This is a genomic window from Insulibacter thermoxylanivorax (assembly GCF_015472005.1).
GTDB lineage: Bacteria > Bacillota > Bacilli > Paenibacillales > DA-C8 > Insulibacter > Insulibacter thermoxylanivorax.
In genome coordinates this window covers 1-16025 of sequence record NZ_BMAQ01000013.1, presented here as the reverse complement: position 1 = coordinate 16025, position 16025 = coordinate 1, and the positions used below count along the sequence as shown (strand labels likewise).

The following is a 16025-nucleotide window of genomic DNA, read 5'->3' as shown; positions in this document are numbered from 1 at the left end:
CTTACTTACCGAGACAGAACTGGGAGAAGATCTGATCGATCAGCGAATCCGGTGCTGCATCGCCGACGATCTCGCCGAGCTGTTCCCAGGCCGCACGCACATCGATCTGCATGATATCGATCGGAATGCCTGCATTTACGCTCTCAATCGCATCCTGGAGGGATTGTTTTGCTCGTTCCAGACAGGCGATATGCCGTGCATTGCTGACATAGGTCAGATCCTGTCCCTCAAGTTCACCGCTGAAGAAGAGATTGGCAATGGCAGCTTCCAATTCTTCGATCCCGATTCCTTCCTTGACCGACATCTTCACGATGCGGTCTTCCGGTATAAGCTCGCCTACTTTAGCGAGGTCCAGCTTATTGGGCAGGTCGATCTTATTGATAATGACCAGGTATTGCCGGTCTCGAATCTGCTCAAGAAGCTCGATTTCTTCAGGCTGTAACAGTTCTCCATTATTCAAAACATATAAGATCAGATCCGCTTCCGCTATGGCGTGTTTGGAACGTTCAACACCGATCTGTTCCACAAGATCAGACGTTTCTCGGATTCCCGCTGTATCCAGTAGCCTTAGCGGGATATTGCCCACGGTGACATATTCTTCGATCACATCCCGCGTCGTACCTGGAATGTCTGTCACGATTGCACGATTTTCCTGCGCTAATTCATTCAGCAGAGACGACTTGCCCACGTTAGGTCGCCCGACGATAGCCGTGACAATCCCTTCCCGCAGGATCTTCCCTTGTCTGGCAGTATGGAGAAGACCGTCGATCTCAGCGATTACCTTCTCGCTCTTCTCCTTAATATATGCACTTGTCATCTCTTCCACATCATGTTCCGGATAATCGATGTTCACTTCGATATGAGCCAATACTTCAACTAATTCCTGTCTCAACTCCCTGATTTTCTTCGAAAGCCTGCCTTCTACCTGCTTTAAAGCAATAGAGAACGCGCGGTCAGATTTGGATCGGATCAGATCGATGACCGCCTCAGCTTGCGTAAGATCAATTCTTCCATTAAGAAAGGCACGTTTCGTAAACTCACCGGGCTCGGCCAAACGAACACCGCGTCTTAATAACAATTGCAGGACTTTATTCACGGAGATGATTCCCCCGTGGCAGCTGATCTCCACGACATCCTCTCTCGTAAACGATCTTGGGCCACGCATCACGGTTACCAAGACTTCTTCGATCCGTTCACCGCGCTCTGGATCCTTGATATAGCCGTAGTGCACCGTATGGGTAGGAACCTCTTCAAGGGATTTCTTAGAATCGAAGATCTGATCAACCTGTGGAATCGCTTCATCTCCGCTGACGCGAATAACGGCTATCCCTCCCTCACCCAGCGGTGTAGATATCGCCGCTATTGTATCCGATAGCATGGCCTAGCCTCCTTCTCTCTGCCATAGTTTACCCTGGAACGCAGGCTTTTAGAACCAAGTATATCCTTCGGTATAAGTTCAAAAAAACAATGACTACTGGAATAGTCATTGCTTTCGTGTTGCTTATTTGAGGCCGATGACAATTCGTCGATTCGGTTCTTCGCCTTTGCTGTAGGATTTTACTTTCGGATGGTCTTGCAAGTACGTGTGAATAATCTTACGTTCATGTGACGGCATCGGTTCAAGCACGACATCACGGCCGGTGCGAACGGCCTTGCTCGCGAGCCGTGCCGCTAACTCTTCCAGCGTCTTCTTCCGACGCTCGCGGAAGTTCTCCGCATCAAGGATGATGCGCCGATGCGGCTGGCCGGGTTTGTGCACAGCGATATTCACCAGATACTGCAAAGCATCCAGTGTCTGTCCTCTTCTGCCGATTAAGATCCCTATGTCATCTTTGCTGGATAATTCCAAGACAACCCCGTCTTCCGTCTCGCGTCGATTGACTTGGATCTCCAACTTCATCGCGCCGGCGATCTCGTGAAGATATTGTACCGCTTCATCGATCGCATCGGGCTTTACGAGAAGTTCAACCTTTGCATCCTTGGCGCCGATGAGTCCAAACAAGCCTTTGCTCGGATGCTCCAAGATCGTTACTTCGACCCGATCCCGCGCGACTTGCAGCTGCTGAAGCCCCAAGTCAATCGCTTCTTCGACCGTTCTGCCCGTCACCGTAATCTTATTCACTTACGCCTTGCCCCCTTAACTTCTTCAACTTGGCGTTTCTTGTCTTTGCCGATTCCATACAAGAAATAAGTCTGAACAAGCGTGAACAAGTTGCTGTATACCCAATACAGCGGCAGTGCCGCAGGGAAAGACATAGACATGACGAAGATCAAGATTGGGAATATGATCATAATCCCCTGCATCTGGTTATTCGGCGATTGCGACATCACCATCTTCTGCTGGATATAAGTCGTAAGTGCTGCGATGACTGGCAAGATATAATAGGTATCCGGCTGACTTAAGTCCATCCATAAGAATGTACTGTGTTCGCCGCGAATCGCAGGGTTGTACATAATCGAATGATAGAGCGCCAGAAGAATCGGCATCTGTATCAAGATCGGCAAGCATCCGGCAAGCGGATTAACATTATGCTCCTGATAGAGCTTCATCATCTCTTGTTGATACTTCTCCCGATCGTTCTTATATTTGTTCTGAAGTTTGATAAGCTCAGGCTGCAGTGCTTGCATCGCTTTGGAACTGCGATACTGCTTTAAGGTGAGCGGCAGAATCAAGAGACGAATCACGATCGTCAGGATCAGGATCGCGATGCCGTATTGATTGAAGAACAATCCTGCCAAGAAGTCCAAAGTAACCATGAACGGATAGACGATATAGCGCTGCCAGAATCCGCCCTGGGCGAGTTCCTCCGGCGGGATCGTAGGTATATGATCTGCCGTGCAGCCTGATAACAATATTACGAATAAGAGTAACCCTGCGATCATCAGGGGTTTGCGCACTGATCTCTGTATCAAAGATTTTTCCTCCCAATTTTCCAAGTCCTTGTCTGCCAATGTTCACTATATCATATCCACATATGAAAGAAAATAAATTAAACGCGATCTTGTCGTGAAAAACTTTTGTCGGTTTTGAGTAGAATTTTGCCTCGGTTGAACACGTGCGCAAGGCTCTTGCTCATCTCGTGAAAATCCAAGTCCAGCGCTGCTTTGCGCACGACGATGACGAGATCATGATGTGGAGCAATCCGCGGCGCAAGCTGCAGACGAACGATTTCCTTGATCAATCGTTTCACCCGGTTGCGGACAACAGCTCCCCCGACCTTCTTACTTACAGAGATTCCTAATCGAAAGTGCTCTGTCTTCTGATTAGGCAGCACATAGAGAACAAAATGTCGGTTCGCCGCTGACTTCCCATGTCTATAGACTTTGTTGAAATCCGTCTTCTGCGCCAGTCGGTATGCTTTCTGCAACATTATCACCGTATCATTATGAATTTGGTACTAGATATAGAAAAAGACCACCTTCGTGGCCTTTTGTAATTAAGCACTGATTACTTTTCTACCCTTACGACGGCGAGCAGCTAATACCTTGCGGCCGTTCTTCGTGCTCATTCTCTTGCGAAAACCGTGCACTTTCTTACGCTTTCTAACATTCGGTTGGAATGTCGGCTTACCCATGATCGCACCTCCTTACAAAGTTACCCCATACATACAGACCATTATCTGAATGAACCGCGTTTCGAGCTCATCCTCTGCTTTATAGAAAAAATGCCTTTAAATATTTAACCACTACATGTCTCAAAAGTCAATAAGAACATGAATTTCGTCACCTGGCCCCTCCCTTCGCCACTTCCACAAAAAGAAGTATTCACATGTGTATAACTTTCTATCGCAAAATAACGAATTCTGTCGGATCATAAACAAATTATTCACAATATGTAGTGTTGTTGATAACTATTAACCACAAGGTATTGAAATTGTGGATAATTTCGCTGGATTCATTGAAATCACGGCATTGTTTTGATATTATAATAGGTGCTTTTGCTGTGAATAACCGTTTGGACCAGTGAATTATACACAGCCTGTGGATAACATTGTGAACAACTTTTCCCCAATGTGATTAGAATTATCCTCAGCCATGATCTTATGTGAATAATAACGACAAATTTCAACCCTGCCTAGAGTTGAAATTTCTTTTTCTTCTATATAAACACATCCTCACACAAGATCCCGCGCTTTGTTTTTTAAGAAGGAGTGAACATAATTTGGAAGAGCAGGTCCATGATCTGTGGCAGCAAGCCCTATCCATCATTCAGACGAAGATCAGTAAGCCCAGTTTCGACACGTGGTTCAAGTCCACCAAAGTCATCCATTCGGATGATACGACGTTGACCATTCTGGCCCCCAATGAATTCGCTCGGGACTGGCTGGAGGGCAAGTATTCCCAACTCATCAAGAATACCTTAATCGAGATCAACGGGAACTCTAAGGAGATCAAGTTTGTTACCGAACCGGAAGCAGCCCAGATCGTGAGCAAACAGCAAGAAGAACCTCCTAAAAAGCCCAGAGTAGAAGTCCATGAAGAGTCGTACGCGAGCATGCTGAACCCCAAATACACCTTTGATACCTTTGTCATCGGTGCCGGCAACCGCTTTGCCCATGCCGCTTCACTGGCTGTAGCTGAACAGCCGGCCAAGGCGTATAACCCTTTGTTTATCTACGGCGGCGTTGGCCTGGGTAAGACGCATCTCATGCACGCGATTGGACACTATATTCTTGAGCATAATCCGCGGAGCCGAGTTTTATACTTGTCCTCCGAGAAATTTACGAACGAATTCATCAATGCCATCCGCGACATCCGCGGTGAAGAGTTCCGTCTGAAGTACCGGAATATCGACATACTGCTTATCGACGATATCCAATTCATCGCTGGCAAAGAGCAAACCCAGGAAGAGTTCTTCCATACCTTTAATGCCTTGCATGAAGCACATAAGCAGATCATCATCTCCAGTGACCGGCAGCCGAAGGAGATCCCTACTCTAGAGGAAAGACTTCGCTCCAGATTCGAGTGGGGTCTGATCACGGATATCCAGCCGCCGGATCTCGAGACGCGGGTCGCCATCCTGCGCAAGAAAGCCAAAGCGGAAAATCTGGATATCCCGAATGAAGCGATCATGTATATCGCCAATCATATCAATACCAATATTCGTGAGCTGGAAGGCGCTTTGATCCGTGTCATCGCGTATTCCTCCCTCGTAAATGAGGACATCACCGCCCATCTGGCTGCGCAGGCGCTGAAGGATATCATTCCAGCAGGACGCCCCAAATCGATCACGATTCACGATATTCAGCAGGTGGTCGGCGAATACTTCGGCCTGAAGATCGAGGATTTCAAAGCCCGCAAGCGGACCAAAGCCATCGCTTTCCCGCGCCAAGTTGCGATGTACCTGTCACGGGAGCTCACGGATTTCTCGCTGCCTAAGATTGGCGAAGCTTTTGGCGGTCGTGACCATACAACGGTCATCCACGCCCATGACAAGATCTCCCAAACCATCGAAGAAGACCAAGAATTATACAAGATCATTCAAAATCTGACCGATAAGATTAAGAATTTGAATGGCTTATGAACATGTTGATAAATGTAGAAATTAAGGGGTTGCTGTCAACAGATTATACACAAGTGGATAACCTGTATATTCATGAGTTTTAATAACATATTCACATACTCACAGCCCCTACTACTGCTTCTAATTAGTTAAAATATATCTATATGTATGTGTAATGCGATTTAGAACACCTTTATCCCTGGGAGTTGAACCTATGAAACTCAATATTGCCAAACATGAATTTAATGAAGCGATCTCTAATGTCTCCAAAGCTGTTGCTGTTAAAACATCCATTCCCATCCTGAGCGGGATTAAGCTCGATGCTGATGAACAGGGATTAACCTTAACGGCAAGCGATACCGAGATTTCGATCCAAAGCTTCATTCCATCGGTTCAAGAAGATCAGACGATTATCGAATTAGAGCGAGCAGGCAGTGTGGTTCTGCCTGCCAAATTTCTGACGGAGATCGTGAAGAAACTGCCTTCTGACATCATTGAAATCGAAGTTTTCGAGCACTTTGTCACGATGATCCGTGCCGGTTCTTCGGAAGTGCAGCTCGTCGGTTTGGATCCGGAAGAATTCCCGCTCTTGCCGCGTCTTTCGGAAGAACATGTTCTGCATCTTAGCAGCGATATGCTGCGTACTATGATTCGCCAGACGGCGTTCGCAGCTTCCACGAATGAAAATTCCGCGATCCTCACGGGTATCCTATGGAATATCCAGAGCAATCGCTTGAAGTTTGTTGCTACGGACCGCCATCGTCTGGCAAGCAGCGAAGTCGAGATTCAAGGACATGAACCGAACAGCGATCGGCCGATCGTCATTCCGGCGAAGACACTCAATGAACTCAGCAAGATCCTTCCGGAGAACGCGATGATCGATATCGTGATCGAGAACAATCAAGTTCTGTTCCGGATGGAGAACATGCTCTTCTACTCCCGAATCTTGGACGGTACATATCCTGACACATCCAAGATCATTCCGACGGTCTTCAAGACGGAGTTCACGCTGGATACGAAGCAATTGACCGATGCGCTGGACCGGGCTTATCTGTTGTCACGGGAAGAGAAGACGAATATCGTGCGGCTGGTTTCCATCGATGAGCAGACGATCGAACTCTCTTCTTCCTCTACCGAACTCGGCAAGGTAACGGAACAGATCGAAGTTGAGGGATACCGCGGGGAACCGCTTAGAATCGCATTTAACTCGAGGTATCTGCTGGATGTGATGAAAGTGATGGATACGGAGCGGGTACATATCTCCTTTACAGGTGCGATGAGCCCGATCATCGTTACTCCTGAGGGAAGCGACGCCGTCCTGCATCTCATCCTGCCTTATCGCACGACGAACTAAGGAGCGAAGCATACTATGAAGGAAGTTAGGATTTCAACGGAATATATCACCTTAGGCCAGTTTCTAAAACTGGCCTATATTGTAGATACAGGCGGTCAAGCCAAGGCATTCCTCGCTGATCGGAGCGTATATGTAAACGGAGAGCCGGAAAACAAAAGAGGGAAAAAACTCTACAAAAATGATATAATTGCAGTAGAAGGTTGCGGTAAATTCAAGATAACGGGCAATTAACAGCAGGAGGATATTTTTTTGTATCTTAACGATATACAGCTGATTCGGTACCGGAATTATGAACATCTTGCGCTTTCTACGAATCACCAAGTGAATCTATTCATAGGTGCCAATGCTCAAGGTAAGACGAACCTGCTGGAAGCGATCTATGTGCTTGCTTTGACAAGGTCGCATCGGACGCACAAGGATAAGGAACTCATCGCCTGGGATGCTGAACATGCGGAGATCGAAGGAAGGATTACACGCGAACTTGGGGATCTAAGACTTAAAATCAGGATCTCCAAACAAGGGAAGAAAGCCAGTATCAACGGCTTGGAGCAACGCAGGTTAAGTCAATATATCGGTTCTCTGAACGCAGTGATGTTTGCTCCGGAAGACCTCGAGATCGTCAAGGGGTCCCCCGGGGTTAGACGGCGTTTTCTTGATGTTGAGCTGGGTCAGGTATACCCGACTTATCTGTATCATCTCAGTCAGTATCAGAAGATCCTGTTGCAGCGCAACAATGCGCTGAAGCAATGGAGCCCCGCCAATCAGGTCATGATGGAGATCTGGGACGAACAGCTTGCAGCATATGGTTCTAAAATCATGCGCAAACGTCAACAATTTATAACACAACTGCAAGCTTGGGCAGAGGAGATCCATGCAGGGATCACCAATGATACGGAACAGCTTAAGATCGTATACAAACCATCCTTCGACTGCAATCCGTTAGATGAGGAATCTGTATTAATTAACCAATTTATGATAAAGTTATCCCAGATGAGGGACCAGGAGGTAAGGCGCGGCACGACGCTGGTCGGTCCTCATCGCGATGATATTCAGTTTCTGATCAATGACAAGGACGCACAAGTCTATGGCTCACAAGGGCAGCAACGCACCGTCGGGCTGTCTGTTAAGCTGGCCGAGATTGAACTCATTCATCAGGAGATCGGAGAATATCCGCTGCTGCTTCTGGACGATGTGTTGTCAGAACTCGATCAGAATCGGCAAAATCAGCTGATTACGACGTTTCAGAGCAAGGTGCAGACCTTCATCACGACAACCAGCATCGAGAGTTTAAGGCTGCAGCAGCTGCATGATGCAGCTTTATATATTGTCGAGAATGGCCAAGTTCGCACCAAGTAATCGAGATTGCAGTGGGATGGGACAGGAGTGAGGATATGTACATCCATATCGGTGCAGATCGGATGATTCGAGCAGCAGAACTGATCGCGATCTTCGATGTGAATATCGAACAGTCTTCCAAGATATCCAGTGAGTATATGGAACATGCGAGAGAACAGGGACGGGTCGTACAGGTAGGGGAAGAAGAGGTTAAGTCCATCGTCATGACGCAGGATCAGATCTATTATTCGCCGATCTCATCCACCACGCTGAAAAAACGACTGAATCATATCTTCTAGAACCTCGCTGCAATTCACATTAATAGAGTAGGTGAAGCCATGACATCGTTTCAGAATAAGTCATATGATGAAAGCCAGATTCAAGTATTAGAGGGACTTGAAGCCGTTAGGAAACGTCCCGGCATGTATATCGGTTCGACCAGCGCTCGGGGTCTGCACCATCTGGTATGGGAAGTAGTTGACAACTCGATCGACGAAGCCTTGGCTGGGTATTGTTCGGAGATCGAGATCATCGTACACAAAGATAACAGCATAACCGTCATCGACAACGGACGGGGGATTCCTGTCGGCATGCATCCGCAGATGCAGAAATCGACGGTTGAAGTCGTGCTCACGGTACTCCATGCCGGCGGTAAGTTTGGCGGTGAGGGCTACAAGGTATCCGGCGGCTTGCACGGCGTAGGGGTATCCGTTGTGAACGCCTTGTCCGAACATCTGACCGTAGAGATCAAACGCGACGGCAAGATTCATAAACAGGAATTCCAGCGCGGTGTTCCGCTGTATGATCTCAAGGTCATCGGCGAAACGGATGAGACGGGTACGAAGATTCATTTTCTGCCGGATGCAGAGATTTTCACGGAGACGACGGAATTTGATTATGAGATCTTAGAATCGAGAATTCGCGAACTGGCTTTTTTGAACAAGGGCATTCAGATCCGGTTGTATGATGAACGGACAGACAGCGGGCAGACCTTCAAGTATGACGGGGGCATCATCGAGTTCGTCGAGTACCTCAACCGCAATCGGGAAGCGCTGCACGAACCGCCGATCTATATGGAGGGTGTGCGTGACAATATCCATGCGGAGATCGCGCTCCAATACAACGACAGCTATGTGGAGAACATCTATTCCTTCGCGAACAATATCCATACCCACGAAGGCGGGACCCACGAATCTGGGTTCAAGAGCGCGTTGACGAGGATCATCAATGAATATGCCCGCAAGACCAATGCGATCAAGGACAATGATTCCAACCTGACCGGTGATGATGTGCGTGAAGGCTTGACAGCTATCGTCTCGGTGAAGATCCCTGAACCGCAGTTCGAGGGTCAGACGAAGACGAAACTCGGCAACAGCGAAGTGCGCGGCATCGTCGAATCGATCTTCAGTGAGAAATTCTCCGAATTCCTGGATGAGAATCCAGCGACGGCGAAGAAGATCGTAGAGAAGGCGCTGCAAGCGGCCCGGGCGCGGGAAGCGGCGCGCAAGGCACGGGAGCTGACGCGGCGCAAGACGGCGCTCGAAGCAAGCTCGCTGCCGGGCAAGCTGGCGGATTGTGCATCCAGGGATGCATCGATCAGCGAACTGTTCATCGTCGAAGGGGACTCTGCAGGCGGATCTGCCAAGCAAGGCCGGGATCGTCATTTCCAAGCGATCTTGCCGCTGCGGGGGAAGATTCTGAACGTAGAGAAAGCCAGACTAGACCGCATCTTCTCGAATTCGGAGATCCGTGCGATCATCACGGCTCTTGGCACGGGAATCGGAGAAGATTTTGACATCACGAAGGCTCGCTATCATAAAGTCATCATCATGACCGATGCTGACGTGGACGGCGCTCATATCCGCACCCTGCTGCTGACTTTCTTCTATCGTTTCATGCGGCAGATTATCGAGTCGGGATATGTCTATATCGCTCAGCCGCCGCTTTACAAGATCGAGAAGAACAAGGTTGTGCGATATGCTTACAGCGACAAAGAGCGGGATGAGATCGTGGCGAGTCTGGGAGAAGGGAAAATTGATATCCAGCGCTATAAGGGTCTTGGAGAGATGAACCCGGAGCAGCTCTGGGAGACGACGATGGATCCGGAAAGCCGCACTCTGCTGCAAGTGAGCATACAAGATGCGGTGAAAGCCGATGAGCTGTTTAACATCCTGATGGGGGATAACGTAGAACCTAGACGGGAATTCATACAACAGCATGCCAGATATGTTCGAAATCTGGATATCTAGAAGGAGAAGGTGCCTGCTGCTTCTAGCAGAATCAAGCACCTTCTCTCTGTATATGGGATATGCACAGCAGTAAAGGTTATGCGATCGGACAGGCGTCCAATTGAGTATGCAGTTCAATTGAGTCTGCGGAGCTCAGCCGTTCTTGCGGCTGCGTTTGAAGAACCAGTACCAGATGAAAGCGATGAACAGGATCGCTAAGACCGCATAGGTTACGTTGGAGTAGACATCCATATAGTGCAGGATGATCTCCCAGTTCTCACCGAGCAGGGCCCCAAGTGAGACGAGAACGGTATTCCAGATCAGCGTACCCAAGGTCGTGAAGAGCAGGAATAAACCAAAATTCAGTTTCGCCATGCCCGCAGGGATCGAGATAAGGCTGCGGATCAACGGCACCATCCTGCAGAAAAATACCGTCCAATAACCGTAGCGGTTAAACCAGTTATTAGCTTTGTCCAGATCTTCCCGTTTCACGCGGAGGATACGCCCCCAGCGGTCGATGATCTTCTGCAGCACTTCGATGTCGAAGATCCGGCCGAGGGCATAGAGGATGACCGCTCCGCCGATCGATCCAATCGTCGAAGCGATGATCACGCCGAGAATGGTCATATTCGTATAAGTGGTGAGGAAACCGCCGAAGGTTAAGATCAGCTCGGAAGGGATCGGCGGAAATAGATTCTCGATTGCGATGATGAGTGCGATGCCCAGATAACCGTACTGCTCCATGACATTCAGAATCCAATTAGCCATATGTACCGTCGCTCCTATTGCAGTGTTATGTTCGTCTTAGGTGTCTTGGTTCGAATCCTTTTCATACCCTTACTAGCATATAACAGAATTGGGCATAATTGAACCGCGAATTTTGCTTTGCAGCATGAGGCGCACATGAACGGATCTTAGCAAAGACTTGTGACCAAAGGAAAGTTCATTACAAAAAGCGCACAACATCAAGGATTTGCGAGATCTTATGAGCGGCGGTTTAATTGTACTTATTTTGAGAAAGTAATATAATAGAGAAGATATGAATAATTTTACTATTTGCTGAACAAGTCAATCTTCATATGGGTTAACAATGATTTGATATATGGAATTGATCGCATATGGGGTTAGTTCACATATGGATTAGATCATAATACAGGAGGTTCTCATGGCTGACGATATGCAATCCAGGATTAAAGATATTGATATAGGTCAAGAGATGCGTCAATCATTCATGGATTATGCCATGAGCATCATAGTGAGCCGCGCGCTCCCGGATGTGAGGGACGGGCTGAAGCCCGTTCACCGCCGGATCTTATACGCGATGGCTGAATTGGGAATGTCCCCCGACAAACCCTTCAAGAAATCAGCCAGAATCGTCGGCGAAGTCATCGGTAAATACCATCCCCACGGGGATGCTGCTGTATATGAGACGATGGTCCGCATGGCGCAGGATTTCTCGATGCGGTATACCCTCGTAGAAGGTCACGGCAACTTCGGTTCGATCGACGGTGACTCGGCAGCTGCGATGAGGTATACAGAAGCGAGACTTTCGAAGATCGCGATGGAGCTGCTGCGTGACCTGAATAAGGATACGGTGGATTTCGTACCGAACTATGACGGAGAGGAGAAGGAACCGGCGGTTCTGCCGTCGCGTTTTCCGAATCTGCTTGTCAACGGAGTGTCAGGGATCGCCGTCGGGATGGCGACGAACATCCCGCCGCATAACTTGTCGGAAGTGATCGATGGAGCGATTGCTCTGATCCGCAATCCCGATCTCACTTCGCTGGAATTGATGCAATATATTAAGGGTCCGGACTTCCCAACGGGAGGCTATATCCTGGGCCGAGAAGGCATCAAACAGGCTTATCTCACAGGCCGCGGTGCGATTACGATGCGTGCGAAGACGTCGATCGAAGAAGTCGGCAACCGATCCCGCATCATCATTCACGAACTGCCGTATCAAGTTGTCAAGGCAAGATTGGTGGAGAAGATCGCTGAACTCGTCAATGAGAAGCGAATCGACGGTATCACCGATCTGCGGGATGAATCGGATCGCAACGGCATGCGGGTCGTGATCGAACTGCGCCGCGATGTGAACCCGAATGTGGTCCTAAACAATCTGTACAAACACACGGCGATGCAATCGAACTTCGGCGTGAATATGCTTGCCCTGGTCGATGGACAGCCCAAGGTTCTCGGTCTTCGCGATATGTTGCACTACTATATCCAGCACCAAGTCGAAGTGATTCGCCGCAGAACGGAGTTCGATCTGCGGAAAGCCGAGGCACGGGCTCATATCCTCGAAGGACTCCGCATCGCTCTGGATCACCTCGACGAAGTGATCAATCTGATCCGCAGTTCCCGAACGACGGAGGAGGCGCGGGAAGGACTGATCACGAGGTTCTCTTTGAGCCATGAGCAGGCACAAGCCATCCTCGATATGCGTCTGCAGCGGTTAACTGGGCTGGAACGCGAGAAGATCGAGGAAGAATACAATGAATTGCTGAAGAAGATTGCCGAATACAAGGCGATCCTCGCTGATGAGCAGCTGGTGCTGAACATCATCAGTGAAGAGCTCTTGGAGATCAAAGAAAAATACGGCGACGAGAGACGTTCGGAGATCATTGCCGCTGAGGAAGAGATCCTCGATGAGGATCTGATCCCGCGGGAGGATGTCATCATCACCATCACCCATACAGGCTATATCAAGCGTCTGCCCGTGACGACTTACCGCACACAGAAGCGGGGAGGCAAGGGCGTCGTAGGTATGGATACGAAGGAAGATGACTTCGTAGAGCATCTATTCGTCACCAATACGCACCAGTATCTCTTGTTCTTCACGAATAAGGGCAAGGCCTACCGGATCAAAGCGTATGAGGTACCAGAATTAGGCCGAACTGCGCGGGGGACGCCGGTGATCAACCTCATCCAGATTGAACCTGGTGAGATCGTCAATGCCGTGATCCCGGTCTCCGAAGAAGATCTGGACAAATATCTGTTCTTCGCTACGCGTCAAGGGATCGTGAAGAAGACGCAGCTTGCGGATTATACCAATATTCGCAAGGGCGGCTTGATCGCCATCCATCTGCGCGATGGAGATGAGTTGGTCGACGTAAGGTTAACGGATGGCAATCAAGAGATCATCCTGGGAACTTCCCAAGGGATGTCGATCCGCTTCTCCGAAGAAGAGGTACGACCGATGGGACGCACCGCTGCCGGCGTAAAGGGGATCAGCATCGAGGAAGAGGATTATGTTGTCGGCATGGATGTCATCGATGATGACGGCGAAGGCGATGTCTTGGTTGTCACAGCGCTCGGATACGGCAAGCGGACGCCGGTATCGGAATACCGCAGCCAATCCCGCGGCGGCAAGGGAATCAAAACGATCAACATCACGGAGAAGAACGGCCGTGTCGTTGCTTTGCAGATTGTCGATGAGAAGAATGATCTCATGGTGATTACGACGACCGGCACGGTGATTCGCACGAATATTGCCGGGATCTCTGAGATGGGCAGGAATACGCAAGGTGTCCGAATCATCCATATCCGTGATGAGGATGAGGTGTCGACGGTAGCAGAAGTGGATCCCTTCCACGAAGAAGACGAAGATCAGCCGGATCAGCCGGAGATAGACGACCAACAGGAAGCGGGCGACCATCCGGTGATGGATGATCAGCAAGAGATGGGCGACCAACCGGAGATGGATGCGAGCGAAGATTAACAATAAGATGAGATTGTGCAAAGCAAGGGCTTCTTTGACAATTAAGGATATTAAGTTGTCAAGGGCCCTTTTTTGCTAGATCGCCAGGATTCACCCGGATTGACACATACTCAGTGAACGATAACAGCTTAGTAGGTGATTGGTATGGTACAAGTACGTGTCAGCAGTTTAGAGATCGGGGACGTGCTGCTTGCGGATGTTTTGACGCATCGAGGGAATATTCTCTTCTACAAAGGCACGGTTCTTACGGAGCGGGACTTGGAGATTCTGAAAGCGTTCATGATCGATGAAGTATCGATCGATCCGTCTGCAAGCAAGCACGGGATTCAGGAAGATCCGGATGATAGAAGCAGCGGATCCAGCTTAAGCGATGCGCAGATTTTTGAGCAGCATTATGAACAGCTTCTGCAGATTATGAAACGCGCATTTAAGAATACAAGTGCCGCCGAAGACTTACCGATCGTTGAGATGCGCAATCATCTTGAGATCATGGTACAGCATTATGACTATCAGGATCTTCTGATTACCGCCGAGGACAAGATCAGGGTTAAGGACTATCTCTTTCACAAAAGCATCGGAGTCGGGCTGATCTCCTATTACCTGGCAAGTTGGAGCAAGTTTAAGGCAAAGGACCTCATGCCGGCGGCCCTGGCAGGACTGCTGCATGATATCGGCAATATGGAGATTGATCCGGCGCTGCTCAACAAACCGGGTCGATTAACGGCGGAAGAGATGGAGGAAGTTAAGAAACATACGATCATCGGCTATAATCTTCTGAAGCCTGTTAAAGGCATCAATGAGGGAGTAAAATTAGCCGCTCTGCAGCATCATGAAAGGGAGGACGGGTCAGGGTATCCGCTTGGATTGACCGGAGATAAGATCCATCCTTATGCGAAGGTTGTTGCGATTGCGGATGTCTTCTATGCGATGACGCATTCGACGAAGTACCAGCATGCGCGTTCGCCGTATGTCGTGTTGGAGCAGTTGACTCAGGATGCCTTTGGCAAGCTGGATCCTGCATTCGTGCAGACCTTCATTCATAAATTAACCCAGCATCAGATCGGGTATACCATTCGCTTGAGCTGCGGCAGGATCGGCAAGATCGTCTATGCCGACAGCGCGAATCCTACTCGGCCTTGGGTTGAGGTTCAAGGGGAGATCATCAATTTGACGCAGAAGCGTGATCTCTATATTGCAGAAGTGATCTCACATCAACTCGAGTAACCGGAAGCGGGCCCGAAGCGCGTGCTGCAGCATAGAGCGGAGGGCGGAGTGCAACAGTGGTTGAGGAATTGGTTCGGAATTGACCGCAGCAGAGCAGAGTAGCGGAACATACTGTGATCGATTTTAACAGAATTAACAGTAACGGAACGTCAGTACGTTATTTGCCTCGTTTCAGCTTTACTTGTAATGTAACGGAACAACGATGCGCTATTGCATCAAAATCAGCTTCAATCATCTCTTTTTTACTCAAATAACGAACCATTGTTCCGTTAGTTTTTCAATACATGCTGTTTTCGGTCAAATAACGTACTCTAGTTCCGTTAGTATCTCCGACACACGTCTGTGATCTTCGTGAAGTACTGCTCACAACATCTTGCTCTTTATCTTCCAAGATTTATGAGCTTGCGGCAGATCGGAAGTATGTGTTATATTAATCCTCACGCTCCTTGCGCTGCAATTCATGCAGGATGAGCGAGGAGATGAGTTTGTAACCGAGCAGAGCAGATATTTATTTTGTTCTGATCATGCCAATACATGAGAGCACAAAAAGAAAATAAAATCCACAAATTAGTGCTTGCATAGAAGATTGAAGATGTGTTATATTAATAAAGTCGCCTTGAGGCACTGACGAAACTATCAGAGCGGCCGAGAGACGACGAA

At 48.8% G+C, this 16025-nt stretch carries 14 protein-coding genes; 8 read left to right on the top strand and 6 right to left on the bottom strand.

What is annotated here, in order from left to right; all coding sequences use genetic code 11:
* Nucleotide 1: 1 nt before the first annotated feature.
* The 5 genes from mnmE to rpmH form a co-directional block, all read right to left on the bottom strand.
* On the bottom strand, nt 2-1378 hold the full coding sequence (gene mnmE / locus PRECH8_RS07215; protein WP_200966433.1) for a tRNA uridine-5-carboxymethylaminomethyl(34) synthesis GTPase MnmE: 1377 nt from the start codon (nt 1376-1378) through the stop codon (nt 2-4).
* 123 nt (nt 1379-1501) lie between these two features.
* Nucleotides 1502-2122, bottom strand: a complete 621-nt coding sequence (gene jag, locus PRECH8_RS07210) for an RNA-binding cell elongation regulator Jag/EloR (protein ID WP_200966432.1) — start codon at nt 2120-2122, stop codon at nt 1502-1504.
* Nucleotides 2119-2913 carry a YidC/Oxa1 family membrane protein insertase gene (locus PRECH8_RS07205; RefSeq protein WP_242457478.1) on the bottom strand — a complete coding sequence of 265 codons (795 nt, stop codon included), beginning with the start codon at nt 2911-2913 and terminating at the stop codon, nt 2119-2121. Before PRECH8_RS07205 ends, jag begins: the two co-directional genes overlap by 4 nt.
* A 77-nt stretch (nt 2914-2990) precedes the next feature.
* Entirely contained in the window at nt 2991-3368 is a 378-nt protein-coding gene (gene rnpA, locus PRECH8_RS07200; RefSeq protein WP_200966471.1) for a ribonuclease P protein component, read from the bottom strand.
* A gap of 69 nt (nt 3369-3437) precedes the next feature.
* The gene (gene rpmH / locus PRECH8_RS07195) at nt 3438-3575 is read right to left on the bottom strand and encodes a 50S ribosomal protein L34 (protein ID WP_200966431.1); all 138 of its coding nucleotides are present in this window, start codon (nt 3573-3575) and stop codon (nt 3438-3440) included.
* A 587-nt stretch (nt 3576-4162) separates the two neighbouring features.
* Here rpmH and dnaA point away from each other — a divergent pair.
* The 6 genes from dnaA (at nt 4163) to gyrB (ending at nt 10441) form a co-directional block, all read left to right on the top strand.
* Nucleotides 4163-5524, top strand: a complete 1362-nt coding sequence (gene dnaA, locus PRECH8_RS07190; RefSeq protein WP_200966430.1) for a chromosomal replication initiator protein DnaA — start codon at nt 4163-4165, stop codon at nt 5522-5524.
* 193 nt (nt 5525-5717) lie between these two features.
* Nucleotides 5718-6857 carry a DNA polymerase III subunit beta gene (dnaN, locus tag PRECH8_RS07185; protein WP_200966429.1) on the top strand — a complete coding sequence of 380 codons (1140 nt, stop codon included), beginning with the start codon at nt 5718-5720 and terminating at the stop codon, nt 6855-6857.
* A gap of 15 nt (nt 6858-6872) precedes the next feature.
* The gene (gene yaaA, locus PRECH8_RS07180) at nt 6873-7088 is read left to right on the top strand and encodes a S4 domain-containing protein YaaA (protein ID WP_200966428.1); all 216 of its coding nucleotides are present in this window, start codon (nt 6873-6875) and stop codon (nt 7086-7088) included.
* 18 nt (nt 7089-7106) lie between these two features.
* Complete coding sequence (recF, locus tag PRECH8_RS07175) at nt 7107-8213, top strand: DNA replication/repair protein RecF (RefSeq protein ID WP_200966427.1); 1107 nt, start codon at nt 7107-7109, stop codon at nt 8211-8213.
* 35 nt (nt 8214-8248) lie between these two features.
* Entirely contained in the window at nt 8249-8491 is a 243-nt protein-coding gene (gene remB, locus PRECH8_RS07170; RefSeq protein WP_200966426.1) for an extracellular matrix regulator RemB, read from the top strand.
* A gap of 39 nt (nt 8492-8530) precedes the next feature.
* Entirely contained in the window at nt 8531-10441 is a 1911-nt protein-coding gene (gene gyrB / locus PRECH8_RS07165; protein ID WP_200966425.1) for a DNA topoisomerase (ATP-hydrolyzing) subunit B, read from the top strand.
* A 132-nt stretch (nt 10442-10573) separates the two neighbouring features.
* On the opposite strand, the gene PRECH8_RS07160 is transcribed toward gyrB, so the two are convergent.
* Nucleotides 10574-11188: a DedA family protein gene (locus PRECH8_RS07160; RefSeq protein WP_200966424.1), complete on the bottom strand. Its 615-nt coding sequence runs from the start codon at nt 11186-11188 to the stop codon at nt 10574-10576.
* A 397-nt stretch (nt 11189-11585) separates the two neighbouring features.
* Between PRECH8_RS07160 and gyrA the strand changes: the two genes are divergently transcribed.
* Both gyrA and PRECH8_RS07150 read left to right on the top strand, forming a co-directional pair.
* Complete coding sequence (gene gyrA / locus PRECH8_RS07155) at nt 11586-14141, top strand: DNA gyrase subunit A (protein WP_200966423.1); 2556 nt, start codon at nt 11586-11588, stop codon at nt 14139-14141.
* A 144-nt stretch (nt 14142-14285) separates the two neighbouring features.
* Nucleotides 14286-15365: an HD-GYP domain-containing protein gene (locus PRECH8_RS07150; RefSeq protein WP_200966422.1), complete on the top strand. Its 1080-nt coding sequence runs from the start codon at nt 14286-14288 to the stop codon at nt 15363-15365.
* Nucleotides 15366-16025 lie beyond the last annotated feature (660 nt).

What these genes read in the sequence shown, in the direction of transcription:
- gyrA (WP_200966423.1), top strand. Translation starts at nt 11,586, where the DNA reads ATGGCTGACGATATGCAATCCAGGATTAAAGATATTGATATAGGTCAA.
- mnmE (WP_200966433.1), bottom strand. Translation starts at nt 1,378, where the DNA reads ATGCTATCGGATACAATAGCGGCGATATCTACACCGCTGGGTGAGGGA.
- PRECH8_RS07150 (WP_200966422.1), top strand. Translation starts at nt 14,286, where the DNA reads ATGGTACAAGTACGTGTCAGCAGTTTAGAGATCGGGGACGTGCTGCTT.
- rpmH (WP_200966431.1), bottom strand. Translation starts at nt 3,575, where the DNA reads ATGGGTAAGCCGACATTCCAACCGAATGTTAGAAAGCGTAAGAAAGTG.
- dnaN (WP_200966429.1), top strand. Translation starts at nt 5,718, where the DNA reads ATGAAACTCAATATTGCCAAACATGAATTTAATGAAGCGATCTCTAAT.
- gyrB (WP_200966425.1), top strand. Translation starts at nt 8,531, where the DNA reads ATGACATCGTTTCAGAATAAGTCATATGATGAAAGCCAGATTCAAGTA.
- remB (WP_200966426.1), top strand. Translation starts at nt 8,249, where the DNA reads ATGTACATCCATATCGGTGCAGATCGGATGATTCGAGCAGCAGAACTG.
- PRECH8_RS07160 (WP_200966424.1), bottom strand. Translation starts at nt 11,188, where the DNA reads ATGGCTAATTGGATTCTGAATGTCATGGAGCAGTACGGTTATCTGGGC.
- yaaA (WP_200966428.1), top strand. Translation starts at nt 6,873, where the DNA reads ATGAAGGAAGTTAGGATTTCAACGGAATATATCACCTTAGGCCAGTTT.